Raw genomic sequence first — 24,818 nt, forward strand, 5'->3', positions numbered from 1 at the left:
TGTTCGGAGTGTGGAGGGTTCTTAAACGGGACGCAACGGGGTGCGTCCTTCGAGGCTCGCGCGGCTTCACCCCCGCCGCAGAATGAACTCCAGATCCCGCACTTCGCCGACCGGGAAGAAATACTCACCGACCTTGGCGAAACCCAGCCGCTCATAGAGCCGCTGCGCGCCGAAATTCTCGGACCACACCCCGATCCACAGGGGGCGGGGGCCATCCTTTTCCAGCCACTCCAGCGCGGCGTTCATCAGCCTGGAGCCCTTGCCGCCGCCCTGGTGCTCCTTCAGCACATAGATGCGCTTCAGCTCGCCATCGCCCGGCCGGACATCGTCATGCGGCAGGTCGCAGGGGCCGGCCGAGGCGTAGCCGATCGCCTCGCCGTCGTCCTCCAGCAGCCAGGTGGCCTTGTCGGGATGAGCCAGATCTGCCCGGGTGCGCTCCAGACCGTAGGCATAGGCCAGAAAGGTCTCCAGATCCTCCGGCGGATACAGGTGCTCGAAGGTCTGGGCGAAGGTGCGGGCGCCAAGGCTGGACACCGTGTCGGCGTCGTTGATCGTGGCGCGGCGAAGGGAAAGGCTCATGTCACTCCTGATAACCGCGATCGACCGGTTTCGTCCAATGCCTGTCCGCGCTACCGTGGCGTCATGAGCATCGCCCTGTTCACCCATTCCGACATGCTCGACCACCGGCCAGGCGACGGGCACGCCGAGCGGCCCGAACGGCTGCAGGCGGTGATCGACGCCCTGGGCGACGACGCCACGCTGGACCTGGAAACCCATGAGGCGCCGCTGGTCGATCTCGCCGACCTGGCCCTGGTGCATCCGCAGGCCTTCATCGACACCATCCTGGCTTCGGCCCCCAGCGCCGGCCGTCACGCCCTGGATCCCGACACCATCCTGACCCCCGGCAGCCTGGTCGCGGCGCGGCGGGCGGCCGGGGCGGCGGTGTCGGCGGTGCGCCAGATCGCGGCCGGGGAGGGGAGCCGGGCCTTCTGCGCGGTGCGACCGCCGGGCCATCACGCCGAGCCGGGCACGGCCATGGGCTTTTGCGTGTTCTCCAACGTGGCCGTCGCGGCGCGGGTGGCCCAGGCTTCGGGCCTGCGCCGGGTGGCGATCGTCGATTTCGACGTCCACCATGGCAACGGCACCCAGGCCGCGTTCGAGAACGACCCCACCGTCTTCTTCGCCTCGATCCACCAGTCGCCGCTGTATCCGGGCACGGGCGATCCGTCCGAGACCGGCCTGGGCAATATCGCCAACGCCATTGTGGCGCCGGGCGCCGCCCGTGAGACCTGGCGGGCGGGGTTCGAGGGGCTGATGGATCAGGTCGACGCTTTCTCGCCGGACCTGATCCTGGTGTCGGCCGGCTTCGACGCCCATGTCCGCGATCCGCTGTCGGCCCAGAACCTGGAGGCCGAGGATTTCGCCTGGGCGACCCGGGCGATCGTCTCGGTCGCCAACGCCCGGTCGCGGGGCCGTATTGTCTCCTCGCTCGAGGGCGGCTACGACCTACAGGCGCTGGGGCGCTCAGCCGCCGCGCATGTCAGCGCTCTGCAGGAGGGATGAAGGGATCGACGGGGTGACCCATCGCTCTCTCGGGAACATGGCCGACGCAAGCAACGCCGACCACATCCTGGCCGAGACCCAGTCCGTCCGTTCCGGGGTCATCACCCTGGCCCGTCACGGCGAGCCGGCCCTGTCGCGCAAGGTCCGCTTCAACTGCGCCGCCTATGGCGAATGGTGGGCGCGCTACGAAGTGGGCGGGCTGAAGCCCGGCCAGACGCCGCCCGCCTCCCTGATCGAGACCGGCCGGCAAGCGAGCGTGGTCATCGCCTCGACCCGTCGCCGCTCGATCGAAACCGCTGAGGCCGTTTGCGAGGGTCGCGCCTTCGCCACCGATCCGCTGTTCATCGAGGCCCCGCTGCCGCCGCCGCCCTGGCCGGCATGGATCAGGATGAAGCCCAGCCATCTGGGTTTCTTCGCCCGCTTCTGGTGGTGGTTCTTCGACAATCACGGCGGGCAGGAGACCCGGGCCCAGGCCGAGGTCCGCTCCGACCAGGCCGCTGACCTACTGATCGATCTGGCCGCCGGCGGACAGGACGTGCTGGTCCTGGCCCACGGCTTCTTCAACTGGATGATCGCCCGGTCGCTGAGAAAGAAGGGCGCGCGCCAGCTGCTCGACGAAGGCCACGCCTACTGGAGCGTCAAGCGCTTCACCCTGGCCTGACGCATTCCGGCTTCCCTTAACCACGGCCGCATTCTAGGTCGTTGCCCGTATCTTCCCGCCCCACTAGGGTGCGGCAGTTCTCCTCGGAGTTGAAATGACCGACGCCTCGAAAGCCATCGATGGAGAGCTCGCCGGGCTGAGCTTCGAGCAGGCCCTGGCCGAGCTGGAAAAGATCGTGTCCGAGCTTGAGTCCGGCCAGGCGCCGCTGGAGCGGTCCATCGATATCTATGAGCGCGGCGCGGCCCTGAAGGCCCACTGCGAGAAGAAGCTCGAGGCCGCCCGCCTGAAGGTCGAGAAGATCGTGCTGGGCCAGAACGGCGCGGTCAGCGCCGAACCGGCGGACTTCGCCTGATGGGTTCAGCGCCGATCACCTATGACGACTTCGACAAGGTCGATATCCGCATCGGCACCGTGACCAAGGCCGAGCCGTTTCCGGAAGCGCGCAAGCCGGCCTACAAGCTGACCATCGACTTTGGCCCGGCGATCGGGATCAAGCGCTCGTCGGCCCAGGTGACCAAGCACTACGCCCTGGAGGATCTGGTGGGGCGCCGGATCGCGGCGGTGGTCAATTTTCCGCCACGTCAGATCGGTCCGGTGATGTCCGAGGTTCTGTGTCTGGGCTTTCCCGACGCTGAGGGTGATGTGGTGCTGGTCAGCGTGGATCGCGCCGCGCCAGACGGGGGGAAGCTGTTTTGATCGATCTGGAACGTCGCATCGTCCAGGCGGCCGACATCGTCACCGTGGCGCTGGACGAGCTGCTGCCCCGGGCCGACGGCCCCGAGAGTCGGCTGACCGAGGCCATGCGCTATGCGGCTCTTGGGCCCGGCAAGCGGCTGCGGCCGTTCTTCGCCCTCGAAACCGGCAAGATGTTCGACCTGCCCGAGCGGCCGGTGCTGCGCGCCGCCTGCGCCCTGGAATGCATCCACGCCTACAGCCTGGTGCATGACGACCTGCCGGCCATGGACAATGACGACGTCCGTCGCGGCCGTCCCACCGTGCACATCCAGTATGACGAGGCGACCGCGATCCTGGCGGGCGACGCCCTGCAGACTGCCGCCTTCGAGATCATGGCCCACCCCGACACCCACGACGACGGCAATGTCCGCTCCGAACTGGTGCGCAAGCTGGCGATCGCCTCGGGCGCCAAGGGCATGGCGGGCGGCCAGATGATCGACATTCTGGGCGTTCGCGACGATCTGGGGGCCGTGGCCCGCATGCAGCGCCTGAAAACCGGCGCTCTGATCGCCTTTGCCTTCGAAATTCCGCTGATCATCGCCCGGGCAAAAGATTCCGAGCGCGCCGCCCTGATGGGCTTCGCCCAGGACCTGGGTCTGGCCTACCAGATCGTCGACGACATTCTGGACGCCGAGGGCGACGAAGCCGTGCTGGGCAAGGCCGCGGGCGGCAAGGACGCCGCCATGGGCAAGACCAACTATGTCACCCTGCTGGGCCTCGACGCGGCCAAGGAACGGGCCACGCTTCTGGCCGCCCAAACCAAGTCTCATCTCGATATTTTCGGCGAACGCGCCAATCATCTGCGTCGCAGCGTTGATTTCGTGCTGGACCGGCGCAACTGACCGCGCTTTCTTCGGACATGACCACCGTGACTCCTCTTCTCGATACGATCGCCTCGCCCGCCGATACGCGCGGTTTTTCCGTGGCCGAACTCAAACAGCTGGCCAGCGAGGTGCGCGCCGAGACCATCGACGCGGTGTCGGTGACCGGCGGGCATCTGGGCGCGGGCCTGGGGGTGGTCGAACTGACCGTCGCCCTCCACCACGTGTTCGAAACGCCCAAGGACATCCTGATCTGGGACGTCGGGCACCAAGCCTATCCGCACAAGATCCTCACGGGGCGTCGCGATCGCATCAAGACCCTGCGTCAGGGCGGCGGTCTGTCGGGCTTCACCAAGCGGGCCGAGAGCGAATACGACCCGTTCGGCGCGGCCCACGCGGCCACCTCGATCTCGGCGGCGCTGGGCTTCTGCGCCGCGCGGGACCAGAAGGGCGAGACCAACAAGGTCGTGGCCGTGATCGGCGACGGTTCGATGAGCGCCGGCATGGCCTATGAGGCGATGAACGCGGCGACCGACACCACCAAGCAGCTGACCGTCATCCTCAACGACAACGACATGTCGATCGCCCCGCCGGTGGGCGGCATGAGCGCCTATCTGGCCAATCTCGTCTCGGGCGGCGCGTACCGGAAGGTTCGCAAGCTCGGCAAGACCGTGGTCGAGAAACTGCCGACCCCGATGCGCGAAGCGGCCCGCAAGGCCGAGGAATATGCCCGCGGCATGGTCACCGGCGGCACCTTCTTCGAGGAGCTGGGCTTCCACTATGTCGGCCCGATCGACGGCCACGACATGGACGCCCTGGTCAGCGTGCTGAAGAACGCCCGCGAGTTCCAGGACAAGCCCGTGCTGGTCCACGTCGTCACCCAGAAGGGCAAGGGCTACGCCCCGGCCGAGGGCGCCGACGACAAGCTGCACGCCGTGGTCAAGTTCGACGTGGTCACCGGCCAGCAGCACAAGGCCGCCGCCGGTCCGCCCAGCTACACCAAGGTGTTTGCTCAGGAACTGGTCCGGCAGGCCGAGCACGACTCAAAGATCGTCGCCATCACCGCCGCCATGCCGTCGGGCACGGGCCTCGACATCTTCCAGAAGGCGTTCCCGGAACGCACCTTCGACGTCGGCATCGCCGAGCAGCACGCGGTGACCTTCGCCGCCGGCCTCGCCGCCGACGGTATGAAGCCCTTCGCGGCGATCTATTCGACCTTCCTGCAGCGCGGCTATGACCAGGTGGTCCACGACGTGGCCATCCAGCGCCTGCCCGTGCGCTTCGCCATGGACCGCGCCGGCCTGGTCGGCGCGGACGGTCCCACCCACGCCGGCACCTTCGACGTCGGCTTCATGGGCGCTTTGCCCGGCATGGTGCTGATGGCCGCCGCCGACGAGCTGGAACTGGCTCGCATGGTCGCCACCGCCGTCGAGATCGACGACCGCCCCAGCGCGTTCCGCTATCCGCGCGGCGAGGGCCTGGGCCTGGACATGCCGATCGGTCGCGCCGACCCGCTGGAGATCGGCAAGGGCCGCATCGTCCGCGAAGGAACCAGCGTCGCCATTGTCTCGTTCGGCACGCGCCTGACCGAAAGCCTCAAGGCCGCCGACCTGCTGGCCGCGCGCGGCCTGTCGGCCACGGTCTGCGACGCCCGCTTCGCCAAGCCGCTGGACATCGATCTGATGTTGCGGCTCGCCCGCGAGCACGAAGCCATCATCACGGTCGAAGAGGGCGCCATGGGCGGCTTCGGGGCCTTCGTGCTGCAGGCCCTGGCCGAGCACGGCGCGCTGGATCGCGGCCTGAAGATCCGCACTCTGGTGTTGCCGGATGTCTTCCAGGATCAGGACAAGCCCGAGGTGATGTACGCCCAGGCCGGTCTCGACGCCGAGGGCATCATGCGCGGCGCGCTGTCGGCCCTGGGTATCGACAACATCTCGGCGGCGGGCCGCCGGGCCTGATCAGGCCGCTGCGCACGACCTGAAGAACGCCTTCACCTGGCCCTCGTCTTCACGCCTGGCGTGGAGATTGTGGCGCTCGCCGTTCGTCAGGATGGTCAGGTCGCCGGTGTGCTGAAAGCCGGCCAGGGCGGGGGCGCTCATCCGGCCCCGCGCTTCCAGAAGGCCCGTCTCGATCAGGGCGCTGTCGGCCTTCGCGGCGGTGAAGCGGCTTTCGATGCGGTCGGACGCCAGGACGATCTCGCCACCACTAAGGCCCACGGCCGAAATCTGGACGCTGTCGGCGCCGGGCGAACAGCTGAGCATCAGAATGACGTCATCGCTGGACGGCCGGCCATAGGCCAGGCGCGGGGCTTCGCTGACATCGCTGAGGAACGCCCAGCGATAGCCGCTGTCGGCGACCTTCTCGTGGGCGCAGCCCGCCAGGCCAGCGGCCAGCAATCCCAGAGCGGCAAGTGCGGCGAGCGGACGTCCCATGGCGGTTCTCCTGCCTGATGGAACGCGGCGGGAGCGCGGCGGTTTCGCGGGCCCCACAAATGCTTCAGGCGCGGACTCCCTGTCGGGGCCGCGCCTGAAGGTATCGGAGGACTGGAGCGGTTCTTGCGCGAACCGCCCGTCGCCGGGTCAGAAGGGCGAGAAGCGCTCGACCAGCGCCTGGCCGGCCGGGGTTTTCTGCACCCGGCTGATGTCGCCGCGGCCGCCATAGCTGATGCGGGCTTCGGCGATCTGGGTGTGCTTAATGGTGTTGGCCGAGGAGATGTCTTCCGGGCGGACGATGCCGGCGACCGTCAGCTGGCGCAGTTCGGCGTTGGTGCGCACTTCCTGCGTGCCCTGGATGACCATGTTGCCGTTGGGCATGACCTGGCTGACCACGGCGGCGATCGTCAGGCTGATCTTTTCGGACCGGCTGACGCTGCCGCCGCCAGCGTTGGTGAAGGTGGAATTGGTGCCGATGGCGTTGGCCGGATCGAAGCCGCCCGGCAGGATCTTGCCCAGGCTGGATTCCAGACCCAGGAAGTTGCTGACGCCGGCCTGGGTGGTGGAGGCGCGGTTGCTGGCGGAGTTGTTCTTGGTGCTGGCGCTGTCGTCGATGTCGATCTGGACGGTCAGGATGTCGCCGATCTTGCTGGCGCGCTGGTCGTTGAAGAAGGCGCGGGCGCCGACCCGCCACAGCGAGTTGGCAGAGGCCGCCTGTGGCGCCTGGTCTCGCGAGGAGACGAATTGCTGGGTCATCGGCGCCAACTGGGCGGGATAGCCGACGGGCGCCAGTTCCGGGCCCCTCACGGCTTCGGTGACGGTCGAGCAGGCGGCGAGCGGGGCGAGCAGGGCGAGGGCGACGATCAGGGCGGGGCGCATGCGAATGACCTCTAGCGAGCGGCGTAACGGACTGACGATCGGTTTTGCAAGGACTGCGCCTGCGGACCGACCATCGCGGAGCCAGGACCGGTCGCGACCGCCTGGATGATTTTCTTGGACAGCGTGTTCTGGACAGAGACCAGGTCGCCGGCGGCCGCGGCTGACATGGCTTTTCCTTGCAGGGCAAGGGAAACACCGCCGTTTTCGTAGGTCACGGTGATGATGTCGCCGTTCTTGATGACCTGGGCGGCGGACACATCGCGCAGCGAGGCTGCGGCGCCTTCACGCAGGGGGCGCTTGGCGCTCATGCCGATCAGGGCGTCGGCGTCCTGGGGCGCGTCGCTGGGCGAGGCGGCCATCTTTACCCAGATCAGGTCCTGGGGCTGCACGATCTCGCCGGCCGAGAGGCTGCGGGCATAGGCAAGAACTTCCACATTGCCCCGGACGCGGACCGCGCCGGCGCTTGCGCCGCCACCATCTGCGCCCTGACGGACGATGATCCGGCGCAGGCCCTGCGAATTGGTCCAATCCAGTCCGGCGCGACGCGCGGCCGACTGCACCTGGCCGGCGTCCAGAACGGAGGTGGCGCCGATCCGGGTGGCGACCAGGATGTCCGAGGCCGATCCGGCTCCGTCGAACAGGTCGCCCAGGGTGACGCGGCCGTCGGCGTCGGTGGTGTCCATCTTCAGCGAAACGGTCTGTCCGGCGAGCGCGGGGCCGGCTATGGCCAGGGCGCAGACGGTGATCAGGAGGCGCTTCATGAGCCTAGGACCTCAACTGCGAGGTGGCCTGGAGCATCTGGTCGGCCGTGGTGATGACCTTGGAGTTCATCTCGTAGGCGCGCTGGGCGACGATCAGGGCGGTGATTTCACTGACCGCGTCGACGTTCGAGGATTCCGTGTAGTTCTGCAGCAGGGTGCCGAAGCCGGGCTGGCCGGGGGCGGCGATGTTGGCGGGACCCGAGCCGCCGGTTTCCATCAACAGGTTGTCGCCGATGGCTTCCAGGCCGCCTTCGTTCATGAAGTTGGCCAGCTCGAGCTGGCCAATGGTCTGGGGCGCGGTCTGGCCCTGCAGGGTCACCTGCACCAGGCCGGTCTTGCCGATGGTGATGGCCGTGGCGTTCTGCGGGACCGTGAGGCCAGGCTGGACGGCGTATCCGTCGTCGGTGACGATTTGCCCCTGATCGTTGGTCGAGAAGTTGCCGGCGCGGGTATAGGCCGTCTCGCCCGACGGCAGCAGGACCTGCAGGTAGCCCTTGCCCTGGATGGCCACGTCCAGCTCGTTGTTGGTCAGGGTCGGCGTGCCCTGCTGGGTGATGCGATAGACCGAGCCGGCCTTGACGCCGCCGCCGATCTGGACGCCGGTGGGCACCACGTTGCCGTCGCTGGACGACTGGGCGCCGGCCCGTTCGATGGTCTGGTACAGCAGGTCCTGGAACTCGGCCCGCTGACGCTTGAAGCCAACGGTGTTCATGTTGGCGATGTTGTTCGAGATGACTTCGACGTTCAGCTGTTGGGCCGACATGCCGGTTGCGGCGGTGCGCAGAGCTTGCATGATCTAGTTTCCCTTAGTTGACTTTGCCGAGGCGCTCGACGGCGGAGCGCGTCAGTTCGGCGGTGTTGTCCATCATCTTGGCCATGCTCTCGTAGGCGCGCTGCACCTCGATCAGCTTGGTGATCTGGACGACGGACTGGACGTTGGAGGATTCCAGCATGCCCTGGTGCACGACGGCGTCGGGCGCTTGCTGGAGCGTGGCGTTGGAGGTGTTGCGATAGAGGTTGTCGCCGTCCTTGCTGAGCGAGGACAGGTCATCGGCGCGAACCACGGCGATCTTGCCGACACTCAGCTGGCCCTGGCTGACGATGCCGTCCTTGCCGATGGTGACGGGGCCTTGCTTGGGATCGATAAGGATTTCGGCGCCGCCCTCGTCCAGCACGGGGTTACCGGTCTGGGTGACCAGCTTGCCTTCGGGGTTGGTGGTGAAGCGACCATCGCGGGTGTAGCGCTCGCCGGCAGCCGTCTGGACCTTGAAGAAGCCCTGGCCCTCGATGGCCACGTCAAAGTCGCCGCCGGTCTTGGTCATGGCGCCCTGGGTGAAGTCACGCGCCACGCCGTCGTCGAGCACGAACTTGACGGGGTTGGTCCCGCCCAGCGTCCGGGCCGGCTTGGCGGCTTCCGTGCGGACCATCAGGTCCTCGGTCTTGAAGCCCGTCGTGTTGGCGTTGGCGATGTTGTTCGCGACGATGTCCAGCTCGCGGCGGAGCGTCATCTGGCGCGAAAGGCCGATATACAGCGCGTTGTCCATGACGAGGTAACTCGGGCGGCTGGCGCGACAAATGCGCCGCAGTCCTGTCAGCAACCTTCGTGCCAACGTCAAAAGGCCAGCAAAAACAAACAATAGGAAGGTTAACGCGGGGGTGTTGGGCGGAGTCTGCCGGGTGGATTCTGCCTGCGGCGAATTGGCCTCCAAAACACATCGTTAACCATGGTCGCGCATGAGTACGGGGGTAGATTCCAAGGAACCGCGCGCGTGGCCAAGAAACCCCCAAAGGAAGCTCCCGCCCCCGAAGGCGAAGAGGGTGCTGTCGATGGCGAAGCTCCAGCCAAGAAGAAGCCGCCGATCGTTCTGATCGCGGCCGCTGCTGGCGTGCTGGTGCTGGGCGGAGGTGGCGCTGCGGCTTTCTTCCTGATGAAGCCCAAGCCTGAAGCCCATGGCGAAAAGGGTGCGGAAGAGCACGGGAAGAAAAAGGAAAAAAAGAAGGACGAGAAGAAGAAGGAAGGCGAGCACGGCGCCGCTGCAGGCGCAGAGGGCGCCGCCGGAACGCCGGTGATCAAGGAGGGGCCGGACGGGATCGTTTTCTACACCCTGCCCGACATCGTCGTGAACATGCAGACCGCCGACGGCAAGTCGACCTTCCTGAAGCTGAAACTGACCTTCGAGCTGCCCGATGAGGAAACGGCCGAGGTTCTGACGCCGAATCTGCCCAGGCTGCAGGACATGTTCCAGACCTTCCTGCGCGAGCTGCGTCCGGAAGACCTGAACGGTAGCCAGGGCACCTACCAACTCCGCGTCGAGCTGCTGCGTCGGGTCAATCTCGTCGCCGCGCCGTCAAAGGTGAACGCGGTCCTGATCGAGGAGATGCTGATCAACTAGCCCCTTCGGGAGCTGGTTGGGCGAACCAACATGGCGGACGAACTCGACGATCAGGCCGCGATGGCCCAATGGGCTTCGCAAAACCCTCCGGGCGGGGCCGAGGGCGGCGGGGCCGCGAGCGAATTCGGCGATTTCAGCGGCGGCATGGGCGGTGGCGGCTGGGACGACGGCGGCGGCGGCGACATGGCGGGATCCGAGCGGATCCTGAACCAGGATGAAATCGACAGCCTGCTGGGCTTCGACCTCTCGGGCGACGGCAACGACGACCGCACCGGTATCCGGGCGATCATCAACTCGGCTCTGGTCAGCTACGAGCGTCTGCCGATGCTCGAAATCGTCTTCGACCGTCTCGTGCGGTTGATGACCACAAGCCTGCGCAATTTCACGAGCGACAACGTCGAGGTCAGCCTCGACAACATCAGTTCGATCCGTTTCGGGGACTATCTGAACTCGATCCCGCTGCCCGCCATCCTGGCGGTGTTCCGGGCCGAGGAGCTCGACAATTACGGCCTGCTGACCGTCGACTCCAACCTGATCTATTCCATCGTCGACGTGCTGCTGGGCGGCCGTCGCGGCACGGCGGCCATGCGCATCGAAGGTCGCCCCTACACCACCATCGAGCGGGTGCTGGTGCAGCGGATGATCGAGGTGGTCTTGCACGACCTGAAGGCCGCGTTCGAGCCGCTGCATCCGGTCTCGTTTTCGCTGGATCGCCTGGAGACCAACCCGCGCTTCGCCGCCATCGCCCGGCCCGCCAACGCGGCGATCCTGGTCAAGCTGCGCATCGACATGGAAGACCGCGGCGGGCGCATCGAACTGCTGCTGCCCTACGCCACGCTGGAACCCATCCGCAAGATGCTGCTGCAGCAGTTCATGGGTGAGAAGTTCGGTCGCGACAACATCTGGGAAGGCCACTTGGCCACCGAACTCTGGACCACCCAGATGGAGGTCCGCGCCGTTCTCGACGAGCAGCAGTTGCCGCTGTCAAAGGTGCTGAACCTTCAGGTCGGCGACACCATGATGCTGAACGCCACGCCTGACAGTCTGGTCGAGCTGCGCGCCGGGGCCATCCCGCTGACGCGCGGTCGCATGGGACGTCGCAATCACTCCATCGCCATCCGCGCCGAGGCGCCGCTGTCGCCTGCGGCCAAGAAAGCGGTTCAAAAGCTGAAATGAGCCTCGTCGCCGTCGCCATGAATGCTCTACTCGCGGTGCTGCTGATCGTGGCGCTGGGCTTTGGATGGCGCCTTGAGCGCCGCCTCAAGGCCCTGCGCGATAGCCATGTCGGCTTCGCCAAGGCCGTGGCCGACCTGGATCAAGCCGCCGCTCGGGCCGAACAGGGGCTGGCCGATCTGCGCGCCGCCACCGACGAGGCTTCCGAAGCCCTGGCCGATCGCATCGAGCGCGCCACCGCCCTGGCCGCCAAGCTCGACGAGCGCCTCAATCGCCCGATGGTCACGCCGCCACCTACCACTGCTTCGGCGCCTGTGGCAGCGCGGATGGAGGCGACCGAGTCGAAGGCGGACCGCCGCCTCAAGGCTGAGGATTTCGAGCGCCTGCTGGATCGGGAAGCCCAGGCCAGTCGGCCGATCGAGCCTTCGGCGCGCTCGACCCCTGTCTCGCGACCGAGTGTAGCCAAGGAAACCCCGCGTTCACGAGCGCGGGTTGATGATGACCTCTTCGAGGGCCCGGTCGATCCGCCGCGTCCCGGACCCAGTTTCAGAGCCCGGTGATGAAGAACATTCCTCGCATTCTCCCGCTCGTCGGCGTCGCCGTTGGCGGCGTTCTGGCTGTTAACGCCCTGGCTGGCGCCAAGTCGCTGCCTGACATGCTCGGCGGGGCCAAGGCCTTCGCCGAGGGGGTGGTCAAGCCGGACGCCAAGGCCGAACACGGCGAAGAGGCCAAGTCGGCCGAGTCGGCTGGTCATGACGCTGCCGCCTCAGCGGCCTCGTCGGTTCCACCCCGCGTCTGCGCGCCTTCGGTGACCGATCTGGCCCGAGAGGCCGGCCTGTCGCCCGCTGAACTGCGCATCCTGCAAAGCCTGGGCGCCCGTCGCGGCCAGTTGGACCAGCGCGAGCAGGACATTGACGTGCAGCTCCAATTGCTGGCCGCCGCCGAGGCCAAGCTGGACGCCAAGGTCAAGGCGCTGAACGGCCTCAAGGGCGATATCCAGGGTCTTCTCGGCCAGGCTGACAGCCAGAAGTCGGCCGAGGTCGACCGCATGGTCACCGTGTTCTCGAGCATGAAGCCCAAGGACGCCGCCGCGCGGATGACGATCCTGGAAGATTCGGTTCGTCTGCCGATCGCCGCCAAGATGAAGGAGCGCACGCTGAGCCTGATCCTGGCCAACATGGCTCCGGTCGACGCCAAGAACCTGACCGAGCGTCTGGCCAACCGCTTCGCCAACGACGCCATCAACAAGGGCAAGGCCGCGATCGCCGAGAACGGCGCGCCCGCGGCCGACGCGAACGCCCCGGGCAAGCAGGCGGCCGCCGCGCCGCTGGCCGGCGCCGCCGCGCCCAAGAAGGCCGGTTAGGCGCTCGATGAGCCTTCGCGCGATCCTGCGGTCCAGCGTCGCGGCGGTCTGTATCGCCAGCGTGGCGGCGCCGTCGGTCAACGCCGCCGGTCCTGTCGCCGCGTCGCGCGGCTCCCTTGATGTGCGCGTCGCTCAGGCGGCTGAGTTCAGCCGTCTGGAATTCCACTGGGCCGGCGGCGCCCGTATGACGTCAAAGCGCGACGGTCAGGTCCTGACCCTGCGCTTCAATCGCGACGCCAACCCCGACATGTCGACCCTGCGGCTGAACCCGCCGCGCTGGGTGAAGTCCGCCGAGGTCCGCCACACGGGCGGGGCGCTGGAAATCGTCATCACCCTGGCCGACGACGCCGAGGCCCGCGTGGGCAACGCGGACGGCGCCGACTTCGTGAATATCTTCCCCCGCGCGGGCGCCATGGCCGCCGCCGCCGCCCACGCTCCGGCGCATGTGGCGCCGGTCGGCCGCCCCAATCCCATGCCGCCGGGCGGCGTGGTCAAGGCGGGATACGAAAAGGCTGATGGCCAGGCGCGGCTGGTGTTCAATTGGGCCGCCCCCTCCGGCGCCGCCGTATTCCGTCGCGGCGAAGCGGTGTGGGTGGTGTTCGACACCCCTGCGCGCCTCGACATCTCGAAGATTCCCGCCGCCAGCGCGCACTATTCCAAGATCCAGGCCTTCAAGGGCGCCGACTACACGGCTCTGCGCATCGTCACGCCACAGGGCACGCCCTACTATGCAGAGGGCCAGGGCGGCCAATGGTCGATCAGCCTGGGCGCCGGCTCGCAGGCCACGCCCGATTCCATTCGTGTGGCGCGTGACGAGACCGTCACGCCCGCCACCCTGACCGCCGCCCTGGCGGGCGTCACCAAGGCGGTCTGGGTCAATGATCCCGCCGTTGGCGACCGGCTCCTTGTCGCTCCGGCGCTCGCGCCCTCGAAGGGCCTGCCGTCGCGCCGCGAATATGTCGAAATGGCGCTGTTGCCCTCAGCCCAGGGCCTGGCTGCGGAGACCTACGCCAGCGACCTGATGGTCTCGATCGATGGCGATCTGCTGCGCATCGGCCGTCCCAAGGGGCTGGTGCTCTCGCCGCTGTCGGCCGCCAAGGCTCCGGAAGAGGCCGCCGCCGGCGCCCCTCAGCCGATGGCCATGCCGGCCCTGATCGATCTTGAAAACTGGCCCAAGACCGGGTCGGGCGGGTTCCTGGCGCGCTACAACGCCCTTCAGGGCGCCATCGCGGCCGCCGGAGAAGGCGAAGACAAGAGCGGCGACATCGGCGCCCGCATGGCTCTGGCGCGCTTCCTGGTCGGGTCGGGCATGTCCTACGAGGCCATCGGCGTTCTCAACGCCGCCGCCCGCAAGCACCAGACCCTGATGGGCGACGCCGAGTTCCGTGGCCTGCGCGGCGTGGCGCGGGTCATGGCCAATCGCCTGGCCGAAGCCGAAACCGACTTTGCCTCTCCGGTCCTGACCGACGACGCATCCAGCGCGCAATGGCGTGGCTATATCGCCGCCCAGCAGGGTGAGTGGGTCGACGCGCGCCAGAAATTCTCAACCGGTGGCCGGGCGCTCGATCTCTTTCCCCCGCTCTGGCGCGCGCGGTTCCTGCACGCCCAGGCCGAGGCCGCGCTTGGAGCCGGCGATCTTGTCGGAGCGGCGCGCCTGGTCGCGGACGCCCTGAGCCAGCCCAAGGTTCCTGTCGAGGACCAGCTCGATATCCGTCTGACCCAGGCGCGCATCTTCGAGGCCAAGGGCGAGAAGGCCCGCGCCCTGCGCATGTTCCAGGCCATCGCCAAGGCGCCCATCGACCGCATCGCCGCGCCCGCCATGCTGCACGCCACCCAGCTGCGGCTGGCCAAGGGTCAGATCGACGCGGCCGCGGCGGCCAACGAGCTCAACCAGCTCCGCTTCCGCTGGCGCGGCGATGGGGTGGAGCTGGAGACCATTCGCGGTCTGGGCAAGCTGTTCATCGATCAGGGTCGCTATCGCGAGGCGCTGGAGGTTCTGCACTCGGCCGGCAACAACCAGCCCGATCACCCCGAGGCGATCGCGCTGCGCAACGATCTGAATGGCGCGTTCCGGGCCCTGTTCCTCGACGGTCTGGCCGACGGCATGCAGCCGATCCAGGCTGTTGGCCTGTTCTACGACTTCCAGGACCTGACCCCGCTCGGCGCTGACGGCGACCAGATGGTGCGCAACCTCGTGCGTCGCCTTGTGGATGTCGACCTGCTGGACGAAGCCGGCAAGCTGCTGAAATACCAGGTCGACAACCGTCTCGATGGCGTGCCCAAGGCCCAGGTGGCGACGGACTTGGCCTGGATCTACCTGATGAACAAGCAGCCCGAGAGCGCGCTGCAGGCCATCAACGAAAGCCGCACCACGATCCTGCCGCCGGCCCTCAACGCCGAGCGCCGCTTGGCGACGGCGCGGGCCTATATGGGTCTGGGCCGCTACGACGCGGCGCTGGAACTGGTCGAGAGCGACAACAGCCGAGACTCCCAGGACATCCGCGCCGAGATCGCCTGGAAGCAGCGCACCTGGCCGGCTGCCGCCACCCTGTACGAAAAGTCGCTGGGCGATCGCTGGAAGGGGCAGGGGGCTCTGGCCGTGGGCGAGGAGGCCCGACTTTTGCGAGCCGGCGTGGCCTATAGCCTGGCCGACGACGATGCATCCCTGGGTCGGTTGCGTCAGCGTTATTCCGGCTTTGTCGAGGGCGCACGCAATCCCGAGGGGCTGCGGATCGCCCTGTCGGGAATGAACGTCGAATCGCTGTCGAGCGCTGACTTCAGTCGTGTGACCGCCGACAACGAGGCCTTCGGCGGATGGGTGGCCAAGATGAAGGACCGCTTCCGCGCGGCCCGCCCGGCCGGATCGCCCGCCAGAGGCTAGCGGGCACGGTCTTTCGCCACCTGTGCGAAATCGCTGTAACCACGCAAGCCGCGTGCGCGACGGCTGCCATGCGCGCGATAAACCTCCACAAAACGCGATTGGTCTTATGGCGAGCCTCGCGCGTTTGTCCTAGTTAGAGCGGCGCCCGACTTCCCGGGCGGAACGTTGGTCGACAGCAGCTTGCCAAGCGTGAGCAGTCGTGTCATGACAACGTTGTCATAGGGTGGAAGATCTGGTGAATATGACCAACGACGGCGAAAATGGCCGCGATGTCCTGGTGCTGCTTGGCGGCGCCGGAGATCTGGCGCTGCGCATGCTGCTGCCCTCGCTCTATTTCCTGGAGGTCGATCGCCTCCTGCCGCACGACCTGAGAATCGTCGGCGTCGCGCGCGGCGAGGGGGATGGCGAGAGCTACAAGACCCTGGTCCGTGAGCAATTGGGAAAGCGCGCCACCGTCGAAGAGGCCGCGTGGAACCGTCTCGCCGCCCGCCTCGACTACCTTTCCGTCGACATCACCAAGGATGAGGGCGCGGCCAAATTGGCCGAGCGCGTCGGCGAACATGGCTCGCTGGTCGTCTATTTCGCCCTGTCTCCCAGCCTCTACGGCCCGGTCTGCAATGCGCTTCAAACCGCTGGTCTGACGGGACCCAAGTCCCGTCTGGTCCTGGAAAAGCCGATCGGCCGCGATCTGGAAAGCTCGCGCAAGACCAACGCCGCCGTGGGCGCCGTGGTCGGTGAAGAGCAGATTTTCCGCATCGATCACTATCTGGGCAAGGAAACGGTCCAGAACCTGACGGCGCTGCGCTTCGCCAACGTGCTGTTCGAGCCCCTGTGGGATCGCAACACGATCGACCACGTTCAGATCACCATCGCCGAGACCGAAAAGGTCGGCGACCGCTGGCCTTACTATGACGAATACGGCGCGCTGCGGGACATGGTGCAGAACCATATGCTGCAGCTTCTGTGCCTGGTCGCCATGGAGGCCCCCTCCGGCTTCGACCCGGACGCCGTACGCGACGAGAAGGTCAAGGTTCTGCGCAGCCTGCGGCCTTTCAACAAGGACACCGTGGCCCATGACACGGTCCGCGGCCAGTACGTGGCCGGCGTCGTCGAGGGCGGCGCGCGGGAGGGCTACCTCCAGGAAGTCGGCAAGGCCACCAAGACCGAGACCTTCGTGGCCATGAAGGTGGCGATCGACAACTGGCGCTGGGACGGCGTGCCGTTCTTCCTGCGCACCGGCAAGAACCTGCCTGATCGCCGCACCCAGATCGTCGTGCAGTTCAAGCCGTTGCCGCACAACATCTTCGGTCAGGCGACCGACGGGGACCTGTGTTCCAACCGGCTGGTCATCGATCTTCAGCCTGACGAGAACATCGTCCTGACCCTGATGAACAAGCGCCCGGGCCTGTCGGAAGAGGGCATGCGGCTGCAATCGCTGCCGCTGTCGCTGTCGTTCAGCCAAAGTGGCGGCCGCCGACGGATCGCTTACGAAAAGCTGTTCCTCGACGTGTTCCGCGGTGACGGCACCCTGTTCGTGCGTCGCGACGAGGTCGAACAGGCCTGGAAATTCATCGACGGCGTCTCGGCCGCCTGGGCTGCGGCCAATATCGAGCCCGCGCCCTATGCGGCGGGCACCTGGGGGCCGCAATCTTCAATGGGCCTGATTTCACCCGGCGGCCGAGCCTGGAAGGCCTGATCATGAGTCAGCCCCAGATCGAAGCCTTCAACTCGCGCGAAGACCTCTACGACGCCGCCGCTTCGGTGCTGGTCTCGGCCCTGACCGCAGGCGTGGCCAAGCGTGGCCTAGCTGGTTTCGCGGCGACAGGCGGCACCACGCCGGCTCCAGTTTACGATCGTCTCGCGACGATGACTGCGCCCTGGGACAAGGTCATGGTGACGCTCAGCGACGACCGCTTCGTGCCGCCGTCTCACGCAGGCAGCAACGAAGGCCTGGTCCGCCGCCACCTGCTGGTCGGCGAAGCGGCCAAGGCCCAGTTCGCGCCACTCTATTTCGAGGGCGTCAGCCAGGAAGAATCCGCCGTGAAGGCGGAGGCCGGCGTCGCTGCCGCCATGCCGTTCGGGGCGGTGCTGCTAGGCGTCGGGGCCGATGGCCACTTCGCCTCGCTTTTTCCGGGCTCGCCCGTGTTGGCGCAGGGGCTGGATCCCGCATCGGAACGTCTGGTCGTGGCTGCGCCGGCCGGCTCGCCCGCGCCGGACATTCCCCGTCTCAGCCTGACCTTCGCGGCCCTGACCCGCACCGATCTGATCGTGTTGCTGGTGACCGGTGAGGCCAAACGCGCGTTGTTGGAAGGCCCCATCGATCCGGCCCTGCCTGTCGCGTCCATCCTCAAGCAGGACCGCGCCGAGGTCCGCATCCTATGGGCCGAGTAGTTGTCATGAGCCTCAATCCCGTTATCGCCAAGGTCACGGCCCGGATCGTCGAGCGCAGCAAGGACAGCCGCGCCGCCTACCTGGCCAACATGGAAGCGGCGATCGCCAACCAGCCGGGACGCGCCAAGCTGTCCTGCGCCAACTGGGCCCACGCTTTCGCCGCCTCGCCGGGCGTCGACAAGGTGCGGGCTCTGGATCCAAACGCGCCCAATATCGGCATTGTCTCGGCCTATAACGACATGCTGTCGGCCCACCAGCCGCTGGAAGAGTATCCGGCGCTGATCAAGGCCGCAGCGCGCGAGGTCGGGGCCACCGCTCAATTCGCCGGCGGCGTGCCGGCCATGTGCGACGGCGTCACCCAGGGCCGTCCGGGCATGGAGCTGTCGCTGTTCTCGCGCGACGTGATCGCCATGGCGACGGGCATCGCCCTGACCCATGACGCTTTCGACAGCGCGCTCTATCTGGGGGTCTGCGACAAGATCGTGCCTGGTCTGGTGATCGGCGCCCTGACCTTCAGCCACCTGCCGGCCCTGTTCGTGCCGGCCGGTCCGATGACCTCGGGCCTGCCCAATTCGGAGAAGGCCCGCATCCGCGCCCTTTACGCCGAGGGCAAGGTCGGCCGTGCTGAACTGCTAGAAGCCGAGAGCGCCAGCTATCACGGCCCCGGCACCTGCACCTTCTACGGTACGGCCAACACCAACCAGATGCTGATGGAGCTGATGGGCTTCCATCTGCCCGGCTCGGCCTTCGTGCATCCCAACACGCCGCTCCGCGAGGCCCTGGTCAAGGAAGCCGCCCGTCGCGCCGCCGCCGTCACGAACAAGGGCAATGAGTTCATCCCGGTCGGCCGGATGATCGATGAGAAGTCGGTCGTCAACGGCGTGGTCGGTCTGATGGCCACGGGCGGCTCGACCAACCTGGCCCTTCACCTCGTCGCCATGGCTCACGCCGCTGGCGTGATCCTGACGCTGGAAGACCTGGACGAGATCTCCAAGGCCACGCCGCTGCTGGCGCGCGTCTATCCGAATGGCTCGGCTGACGTGAACCACTTCCAGGCCGCCGGTGGCATGGCCTTCGTAATCCGCGAACTGCTGAAGGCTGGTCTGGCTCACGAAGACGTCCTGACCATCGCCGGCCCCGGCCTGTCGCGCTACACGCAGGAGCCCGTCCTGGTCGACGGCGAACTGACCTGGCGCGATGGCGCCGAAGAGTCGCTCGACACCGCCATCGTTCGCCCGGTTTCCGACGCCTTCAGTCCCGAGGGCGGCCTGCGCATGCTGGGCGGCAATATCGGGCGCGGCGTGATGAAGATCTCGGCCGTGAAGCCCGAACATCACACGATCACGGCTCCAGCGGCGGTATTCCAGGAACAGGAAGACTTCATCGCCGCCTTCAAGCGCGGCGAGCTCGACCGCGACGTCGTGGTGGTGATGCGCTTCCAGGGGCCTGCCGCCAACGGCATGCCCGAACTGCATAATCTGTCGCCGTCGATCTCGGTGCTGCTGGATCGCGGCTTCAAGGTGGCCCTGGTCACCGACGGCCGGATGTCGGGCGCGTCGGGCAAGACCCCGGCGGCGATCCATGTGACGCCGGAGGCGGCTAAGGGCGGCCTTCTGGCCTATGTCCAGGACGGCGATCTGATCACGGTCGACGCCGCCAATGGCGATCTGAAAGTGCTGGTGGACGACGCGGTTCTTCGCGCTCGTACGCCGGCGAATGTCCCGGCGTCCAAGCCGGGCTTTGGGCGGGAATTGTTTGGCTGGATGCGCGCGGGAGTCGGTCCCGCCGACCACGGCGCTTCCGTGCTGTTTGCTTGAGGAAGCGGTTTAGATGAGCGGCTTGAATGGCGGCGGGCTTGGCCTAGTCGGCGACATCGGCGGAACCAACGCGCGTTTCGCCCTGGTGGAATTCGACGGGCCTGATCCGCGCCTGATCGAGCCGACCACCTACAAGGGCGAGGACTACGCCAAGGCCGAAGACGCCATCGAAGAGTACCTGCACAAGGTCGGGGTCAAGCATCCCGATCAGGCGGTGGTCGCCGTCGCGGGTCCGATTGAGCATGGCTCGGTCCACATGACCAATCTTGACTGGCGGATCTCCGAGGACAGCCTGCGCCGCGCTGGCGGTTTCCGGCAGGCCACGCTGATCAACGATTTCACCGCCCAGGCCCTGGCCGCCCCCCGTCTGTCACCCAAGGATCTGCGCCAGATCGGCCCGCTGCCGACCTCCGGCGAGGGAGATCTGGCCATTCTGGGTCCGGGCACCGGCTTTGGCGTCGCCGGCATGGCGCGTCGCCACGGCGTTGATACGCCCCTCACCACCGAGGGCGGCCATATCGCTTTCGCGCCGACCGACGAAGTCGAGATCGAGATCCTGCGGCTGCTGGCCAAGAAATATGGCCGGGTTTCTGTTGAGCGGATCCTGTCGGGTCCGGGCATGGAAGATCTCCACGTAGCCCTGGGCGACGCCGAAGGGCGTGAGGTCGCTCCCCTGGAGGCCAAGCAGATTACCGAGCGCGCCCTGGAAGGCTGCGCTGACAGCCTGGCGACCGTGAACCGCTTCTGCGCCGTCCTCGGCTCCACGGCGGGGGACCTAGCCCTGGCGCTGGGTGCTCGCGGAGGCGTTTTCATCGCTGGCGGCGTCGGCCCCAAGATCATCGACCTGCTGGAGAAGGGCCCGTTCCGTGAGCGGTTCGAGGCCAAGGGTCGGTTCGTCGACTACATGAAGTCCATCCCGACCCATGTGATCCTGCATCCGCATACCGCCTTGATAGGGGCGGCGGTGGCCATGACGCCAGACGGACGAGCCTCGATCTCCTGAACCGGGTTTCCCTTAAGCGCGCGGGAGGGCTCGCCATGACAAGGCTGTCATGGCTTATTGCCTGCCAAGCCGAATGAATCGGCGAGCGTGGCAACCGAAAGTGGGCGCCGGTTTCGGCGTCTGCCACGCTCCAAGCATGATTTAGAGCCCCAAAAAGGCTCTAGGGCGAGGGGTGGAATTGAGCTCGAAGATCACGATCCATGACGTCGCCCGGCAGTCGGGCGTCTCGATCAAGACTGTCTCGCGCGTCCTGAATCGCGAACCCAACGTCAAGGCCGACACCCGCGATCGGGTGCAGGCGGCTGTGGCGGCGTTGCACTATCGCCCCAATATCTCGGCCCGCAGCCTGGCGGGATCGAAGGCCTATCTGATCGGCGTCTTCTTCGACAATCCCAGCCCCGGCTACATCACCGATGTGCAGCTCGGCGCCATCGCGCGGTGTCGGGAGGAGGGCTATCACCTCATCGTAGAACCGCTCGATTCCACCGCCGACAATGTCGAAGACCAGGTCGCGCCGATGCTGGCGACCCTTAGGATGGACGGTGTCATCCTCACCGCGCCGGTCTGTGACCATCCTGTTGTGCTGGCGGCGCTGGAGCGGGAACAGGTGCCGTATGTGCGCATCTCGCCCGGCAGCGACCTGGATCGTTCGGCCCGGGTCGGCATGGACGATCGGCTGGCCGCCTATGAGATGACCAAGCACCTGATCGGTCTGGGTCACCGCGATATCGGCTTCATCATCGGCCACCCCGATCACGGCGCCTCGCATTTGCGCCATGAGGGCTTCATGGCCGCGATGGCCGATAGCGGCCTCAGCGTTCGGCCCGAGCGGGTAGAGCAGGGCTATTTCTCGTTCCGCTCAGGCTTTGAGGCGGCCGAACGGCTGCTGACCAGCGAGGACCGGCCCACCGCCGTCTTTGCCAGCAACGACGACATGGCGCTGGGCGTGATGGCGGTCGCCAACCGCCTGCGCCTCAATGTGCCCGAAACCCTGTCCGTGGCCGGCTTCGACGATACGCCCGGCGCCAAGGTTGTCTGGCCGCAGCTGACCACCGTCCGCCAGCCGATCGCCGCGATGGCGGGAGCGGCGGCTGACATGCTGCTGAACGGCGTGTCGTGGGAGGACGGTGAGCTTCCCCCCTCGAAGCTGTTGGATTTTGAACTGGTGGTCCGCGAATCCACGGGGCCGGCGGCAAGCTAGCTCCACCAGAGGATCAGTCGGATCATCATAGTTGACAGCGCTGTCTGATTGCGGTGTCATGCCTTCAAGCAAGAACGTCGCTCTCAAGCGGCGTCTGGAGGAGACCCTGATCTCACCGATCATTTCGCCGGACCGCGCTTGTCGCCGGTCGACGTCGCCTGTTGGGGACGTCTAGGCGCGTCCTTCTCGACGCGGCGCACCTGCGCGCTGCGTCGAGCCTTTTATGTCTGTCGGCTCTCTGCGTCGGCTCCGCACACCACGGGAAGTTTCATGTTCGCTTGTCACCGTTCTGCCCACACCTCGGTCCTCGCGCTTCTGGTGGCCGGATGCCTCGGCGGCGCGGCGTTTGCCCAAACGCCGTCGGCGGTGGCGCATCCCGAACTCTGGCCCAAGGCGGCCAGCCCCAAGGCGATCACCGACACCAGGACCGAGGCCTTCATCACCGAGCTGATGTCGCGCATGAGCCTGGAGGAAAAGGTAGGGCAGACCATCCAGGCCGACGGCGCCTCGATTACGCCGGACGAGCTGCGGAAATATCCGCTGGGTTCAGTCGAGGCCGGCGGAAACACCGCGCCAGGTGGTGACGACCGCGCCGCGCCGGCAAAGTGGTTGGACTGGATCAGGGCCTATCGCGCCGTGGCGCTGGAGAAGCGTGACGGCCACAATGCGATCCCGATCATCTTCGGCATCGACGCCGTGCATGGTCACAACAACATCGTCGGTGCGACGGTGTTTCCGCACAATGTGGGCCTGGGAGCGACGCGCGACCCGGATCTGATCCGCCGGATCGGCGAGGTCACCGCCGCCGAGGTCGCCGCGACCGGCGCCGACTGGACTTTCGGCCCTACCGTGGCCGTGCCGCGCGACGAGCGCTGGGGCCGGGCCTATGAAGGCTATGCTGAAGATCCAGAGGTGGTGAGGACATTTGCCGGTCCCATGACCCTGGGTCTGCAGGGGGTTCTGAAGTCCGGACAACCTCTGGCCACCAACCATGTGGTCGGTTCGGCAAAACACTTCCTGGCCGACGGCGGCACCGAGGGTGGCAAGGACCAGGGCGACGCCCTGATTTCCGAGCAGGACCTCATCCGGCTCCACGCCCAGGGCTATCCGCCAGCCATCGACGCCGGCATCCTCACCGTGATGGTCTCGTTTTCCAGCTGGAACGGCGTCAAGCATACCGGCAACAAGAGCCTTCAGACCGATGTCCTCAAGGGCAAGATGGGCTTCGAGGGCTTCGTGGTCGGCGACTGGAACGCCCATGGTCAGGTCGAGGGCTGCACCAACACCAACTGTCCGCAGGCTTATGTCGCCGGGATGGACATGGTCATGGCGCCCGACAGCTGGAAGGGCCTGTTCGAAAACACCCTGGCCCAGGTGAAGGATGGCACGATCCCGATGGCGCGGCTGGACGACGCCGTGCGCCGAGTCCTGCGCGTCAAGGTCAAGGCGGGCCTGTTCGGGGGCAAGCGACCTCTCGAAGGCAAGTTCGAGCTGCTGGGAGCGCCAGAGCACCGGGCCGTGGCGCGAGAGGCTGTTCGCAAGTCACTCGTTTTGCTGAAGAATCAGGGCGTCCTGCCGATCAGGAGCTCGGCGAGGGTGCTGGTCGCAGGCGACGGCGCCGACGACATCGGCAAGCAGGCCGGCGGCTGGACCCTGACCTGGCAGGGCACGGGCAACAAGAACAGCGACTTCCCGGGCGGCCAATCCATCTATGCCGGTATTGCCGAGGCCGTGAAGGCCGGCGGCGGCCAGACCGAACTGGCCAGGGATGGCGCATTCAAGGACAAGCCCGATGTTGCGGTCGTGGTGTTCGGCGAGAACCCCTATGCCGAGTTCCAGGGCGACGTGACGAATCTGGAATACCAGCCGGGCGACAAGACTGACCTGGCGTTGATCCAGAAGCTGAAGGCGCAGGGCATTCCGGTGGTCGCCGTGTTCCTGAGTGGCCGCCCGCTGTGGACCAATCCCGAGATCAACGCCGCCGACGCTTTCGTCGCCGCCTGGCTGCCGGGCAGCGAAGGCGGCGGGGTGGCCGATGTGCTGGTCGGTGACAAGGCCGGCAAGCCGCGCAAGGACTTCCAGGGAACGCTCTCGTTCTCCTGGCCCCGGCGCGCCAATCAGGTTCCGTTGAACCGCGGCGACGCCGGCTATGATCCCCAGTTCGCCTATGGCTATGGCCTCAGCTACGCCAAGCCCGGCAAGGTCGCGCAGCTTTCGGAAGATCCAGGCGTGGTCTCTGCGGCGGTCAATGTCGACCGCTACTTCATCGGTGGCAGGGCTCCGCCGCCATGGACCCTGAACGTGGGTGGCTCGTTGGCCTTGAAGCCCATCGACGCGGGCGCGCAGGAGAATGCGCGCCTGGCCGAATGGAGCGGCGAGGGCAGGGGCACCCTGACGGTTCTGGGCCAGCCCGTGGACCTGTCCCGTCAGACAACCGGGGACATGGCCATCGCCATTCGCTACCGGGTCGACGCGGCCCCAGAGAAACCGGTTACCCTGGCGATCGGCTGTGGCGAATCCTGTGGTGCGGAGGTAGACGTAACGTCAACTTTCTCAGGTGCGAAAATCGGCGAATGGCGGACGGCCAAGATCAAGCTTTCCTGTTTCAAGGCCAAAGGCGCGGACATGGAGCATGTTTCGTCCCCCTTTGCTCTGTCGACGACAGGACGGTTCTCTCTGGCCTTCACCGAGATCCGGCTCGCTTCCAACGAGGGCGACGCCGTCTGCCCTTGACCCCAGCAAAA

Annotated in this window: 23 protein-coding genes; 17 read left to right on the forward strand and 6 right to left on the reverse strand. The window is 66.8% G+C overall.

Going from position 1 to position 24,818, the window contains the following annotated elements; translation table 11 throughout:
* Positions 1-66 precede the first annotated feature (66 nt).
* On the reverse strand, positions 67-579 hold the full coding sequence (locus ACW17V_RS06275; RefSeq protein WP_492108002.1) for a GNAT family N-acetyltransferase: 513 nt from the start codon (positions 577-579) through the stop codon (positions 67-69).
* A gap of 63 nt (positions 580-642) precedes the next feature.
* Here ACW17V_RS06275 and ACW17V_RS06280 point away from each other — a divergent pair, with 63 nt between their 5' ends.
* From ACW17V_RS06280 to dxs, 6 genes are all read left to right on the forward strand, one after another.
* Positions 643-1,563, forward strand: coding sequence for a histone deacetylase family protein (locus ACW17V_RS06280; RefSeq protein ID WP_492108003.1), 921 nt, complete (start codon positions 643-645; stop codon positions 1,561-1,563).
* 37 nt (positions 1,564-1,600) lie between these two features.
* Positions 1,601-2,224 carry a histidine phosphatase family protein gene (locus ACW17V_RS06285; protein WP_492108004.1) on the forward strand — a complete coding sequence of 208 codons (624 nt, stop codon included), beginning with the start codon at positions 1,601-1,603 and terminating at the stop codon, positions 2,222-2,224.
* 94 nt (positions 2,225-2,318) lie between these two features.
* Positions 2,319-2,576 (forward strand): exodeoxyribonuclease VII small subunit, encoded by a 258-nt coding sequence (locus tag ACW17V_RS06290; protein ID WP_492108005.1) that lies wholly within the window; start codon positions 2,319-2,321, stop codon positions 2,574-2,576.
* A complete protein-coding gene (locus ACW17V_RS06295; protein ID WP_492108006.1) occupies positions 2,576-2,920 on the forward strand; it encodes a tRNA-binding protein in 345 nt (114 codons plus the stop codon). The genes ACW17V_RS06290 and ACW17V_RS06295 overlap by 1 nt, the downstream gene beginning before the upstream one ends.
* A complete protein-coding gene (locus ACW17V_RS06300) occupies positions 2,917-3,801 on the forward strand; it encodes a polyprenyl synthetase family protein (protein ID WP_492108007.1) in 885 nt (294 codons plus the stop codon). The genes ACW17V_RS06295 and ACW17V_RS06300 overlap by 4 nt, the downstream gene beginning before the upstream one ends.
* Positions 3,802-3,818: 17 nt before the next feature.
* On the forward strand, positions 3,819-5,738 hold the full coding sequence (gene dxs / locus ACW17V_RS06305; protein ID WP_492108008.1) for a 1-deoxy-D-xylulose-5-phosphate synthase: 1,920 nt from the start codon (positions 3,819-3,821) through the stop codon (positions 5,736-5,738).
* On the opposite strand, the gene ACW17V_RS06310 is transcribed toward dxs, so the two are convergent.
* The 5 genes from ACW17V_RS06310 to flgF all read right to left on the reverse strand — a co-directional run bounded on the left by ACW17V_RS06310 (position 5,739) and on the right by flgF (position 9,396).
* Positions 5,739-6,212: a hypothetical protein gene (locus tag ACW17V_RS06310; RefSeq protein ID WP_492108009.1), complete on the reverse strand. Its 474-nt coding sequence runs from the start codon at positions 6,210-6,212 to the stop codon at positions 5,739-5,741.
* A gap of 147 nt (positions 6,213-6,359) precedes the next feature.
* On the reverse strand, positions 6,360-7,091 hold the full coding sequence (gene flgH, locus ACW17V_RS06315; protein ID WP_492108010.1) for a flagellar basal body L-ring protein FlgH: 732 nt from the start codon (positions 7,089-7,091) through the stop codon (positions 6,360-6,362).
* A gap of 11 nt (positions 7,092-7,102) precedes the next feature.
* On the reverse strand, positions 7,103-7,852 hold the full coding sequence (flgA, locus tag ACW17V_RS06320) for a flagellar basal body P-ring formation chaperone FlgA (RefSeq protein ID WP_492108011.1): 750 nt from the start codon (positions 7,850-7,852) through the stop codon (positions 7,103-7,105).
* Positions 7,853-7,856: 4 nt separating this feature from the next.
* Positions 7,857-8,645: a flagellar basal-body rod protein FlgG gene (flgG, locus tag ACW17V_RS06325; RefSeq protein ID WP_492108012.1), complete on the reverse strand. Its 789-nt coding sequence runs from the start codon at positions 8,643-8,645 to the stop codon at positions 7,857-7,859.
* A gap of 13 nt (positions 8,646-8,658) precedes the next feature.
* A complete protein-coding gene (gene flgF, locus ACW17V_RS06330) occupies positions 8,659-9,396 on the reverse strand; it encodes a flagellar basal-body rod protein FlgF (protein ID WP_492108013.1) in 738 nt (245 codons plus the stop codon).
* 225 nt (positions 9,397-9,621) lie between these two features.
* Here flgF and fliL point away from each other — a divergent pair, with 225 nt between their 5' ends.
* The 11 genes from fliL (at position 9,622) to ACW17V_RS06385 (ending at position 24,807) form a co-directional block, all read left to right on the forward strand.
* Positions 9,622-10,245 (forward strand): flagellar basal body-associated protein FliL, encoded by a 624-nt coding sequence (gene fliL / locus ACW17V_RS06335; protein ID WP_492108014.1) that lies wholly within the window; start codon positions 9,622-9,624, stop codon positions 10,243-10,245.
* A 30-nt stretch (positions 10,246-10,275) separates the two neighbouring features.
* Positions 10,276-11,421 carry a flagellar motor switch protein FliM gene (gene fliM / locus ACW17V_RS06340; RefSeq protein WP_492057723.1) on the forward strand — a complete coding sequence of 382 codons (1,146 nt, stop codon included), beginning with the start codon at positions 10,276-10,278 and terminating at the stop codon, positions 11,419-11,421.
* Complete coding sequence (locus tag ACW17V_RS06345) at positions 11,418-11,978, forward strand: DUF6468 domain-containing protein (RefSeq protein WP_492108015.1); 561 nt, start codon at positions 11,418-11,420, stop codon at positions 11,976-11,978. The genes fliM and ACW17V_RS06345 overlap by 4 nt, the downstream gene beginning before the upstream one ends.
* Positions 11,978-12,781, forward strand: coding sequence for a MotE family protein (locus tag ACW17V_RS06350; protein ID WP_492108016.1), 804 nt, complete (start codon positions 11,978-11,980; stop codon positions 12,779-12,781). The genes ACW17V_RS06345 and ACW17V_RS06350 overlap by 1 nt, the downstream gene beginning before the upstream one ends.
* Before the next feature lie 7 nt (positions 12,782-12,788).
* Positions 12,789-15,662: a tetratricopeptide repeat protein gene (locus tag ACW17V_RS06355; protein WP_492108017.1), complete on the forward strand. Its 2,874-nt coding sequence runs from the start codon at positions 12,789-12,791 to the stop codon at positions 15,660-15,662.
* A gap of 241 nt (positions 15,663-15,903) precedes the next feature.
* Positions 15,904-17,358: a glucose-6-phosphate dehydrogenase gene (gene zwf, locus ACW17V_RS06360; RefSeq protein ID WP_492108747.1), complete on the forward strand. Its 1,455-nt coding sequence runs from the start codon at positions 15,904-15,906 to the stop codon at positions 17,356-17,358.
* Positions 17,359-17,360: 2 nt separating this feature from the next.
* Positions 17,361-18,053 (forward strand): 6-phosphogluconolactonase, encoded by a 693-nt coding sequence (pgl, locus tag ACW17V_RS06365; protein WP_492108018.1) that lies wholly within the window; start codon positions 17,361-17,363, stop codon positions 18,051-18,053.
* Between the two features lie 5 nt (positions 18,054-18,058).
* Positions 18,059-19,870 carry a phosphogluconate dehydratase gene (edd, locus tag ACW17V_RS06370; protein WP_492108019.1) on the forward strand — a complete coding sequence of 604 codons (1,812 nt, stop codon included), beginning with the start codon at positions 18,059-18,061 and terminating at the stop codon, positions 19,868-19,870.
* Positions 19,871-19,883: 13 nt separating this feature from the next.
* Positions 19,884-20,873 carry a glucokinase gene (gene glk, locus ACW17V_RS06375; protein WP_492108020.1) on the forward strand — a complete coding sequence of 330 codons (990 nt, stop codon included), beginning with the start codon at positions 19,884-19,886 and terminating at the stop codon, positions 20,871-20,873.
* A gap of 178 nt (positions 20,874-21,051) precedes the next feature.
* Positions 21,052-22,074, forward strand: a complete 1,023-nt coding sequence (locus tag ACW17V_RS06380) for a LacI family DNA-binding transcriptional regulator (protein WP_492108021.1) — start codon at positions 21,052-21,054, stop codon at positions 22,072-22,074.
* A gap of 270 nt (positions 22,075-22,344) precedes the next feature.
* Positions 22,345-24,807 carry a glycoside hydrolase family 3 protein gene (locus ACW17V_RS06385; protein ID WP_492108022.1) on the forward strand — a complete coding sequence of 821 codons (2,463 nt, stop codon included), beginning with the start codon at positions 22,345-22,347 and terminating at the stop codon, positions 24,805-24,807.
* The last annotated feature ends 11 nt before the right edge of the window (positions 24,808-24,818 follow it).

The organism is Caulobacter sp. FV2ye17ST (genome assembly GCF_058680955.1).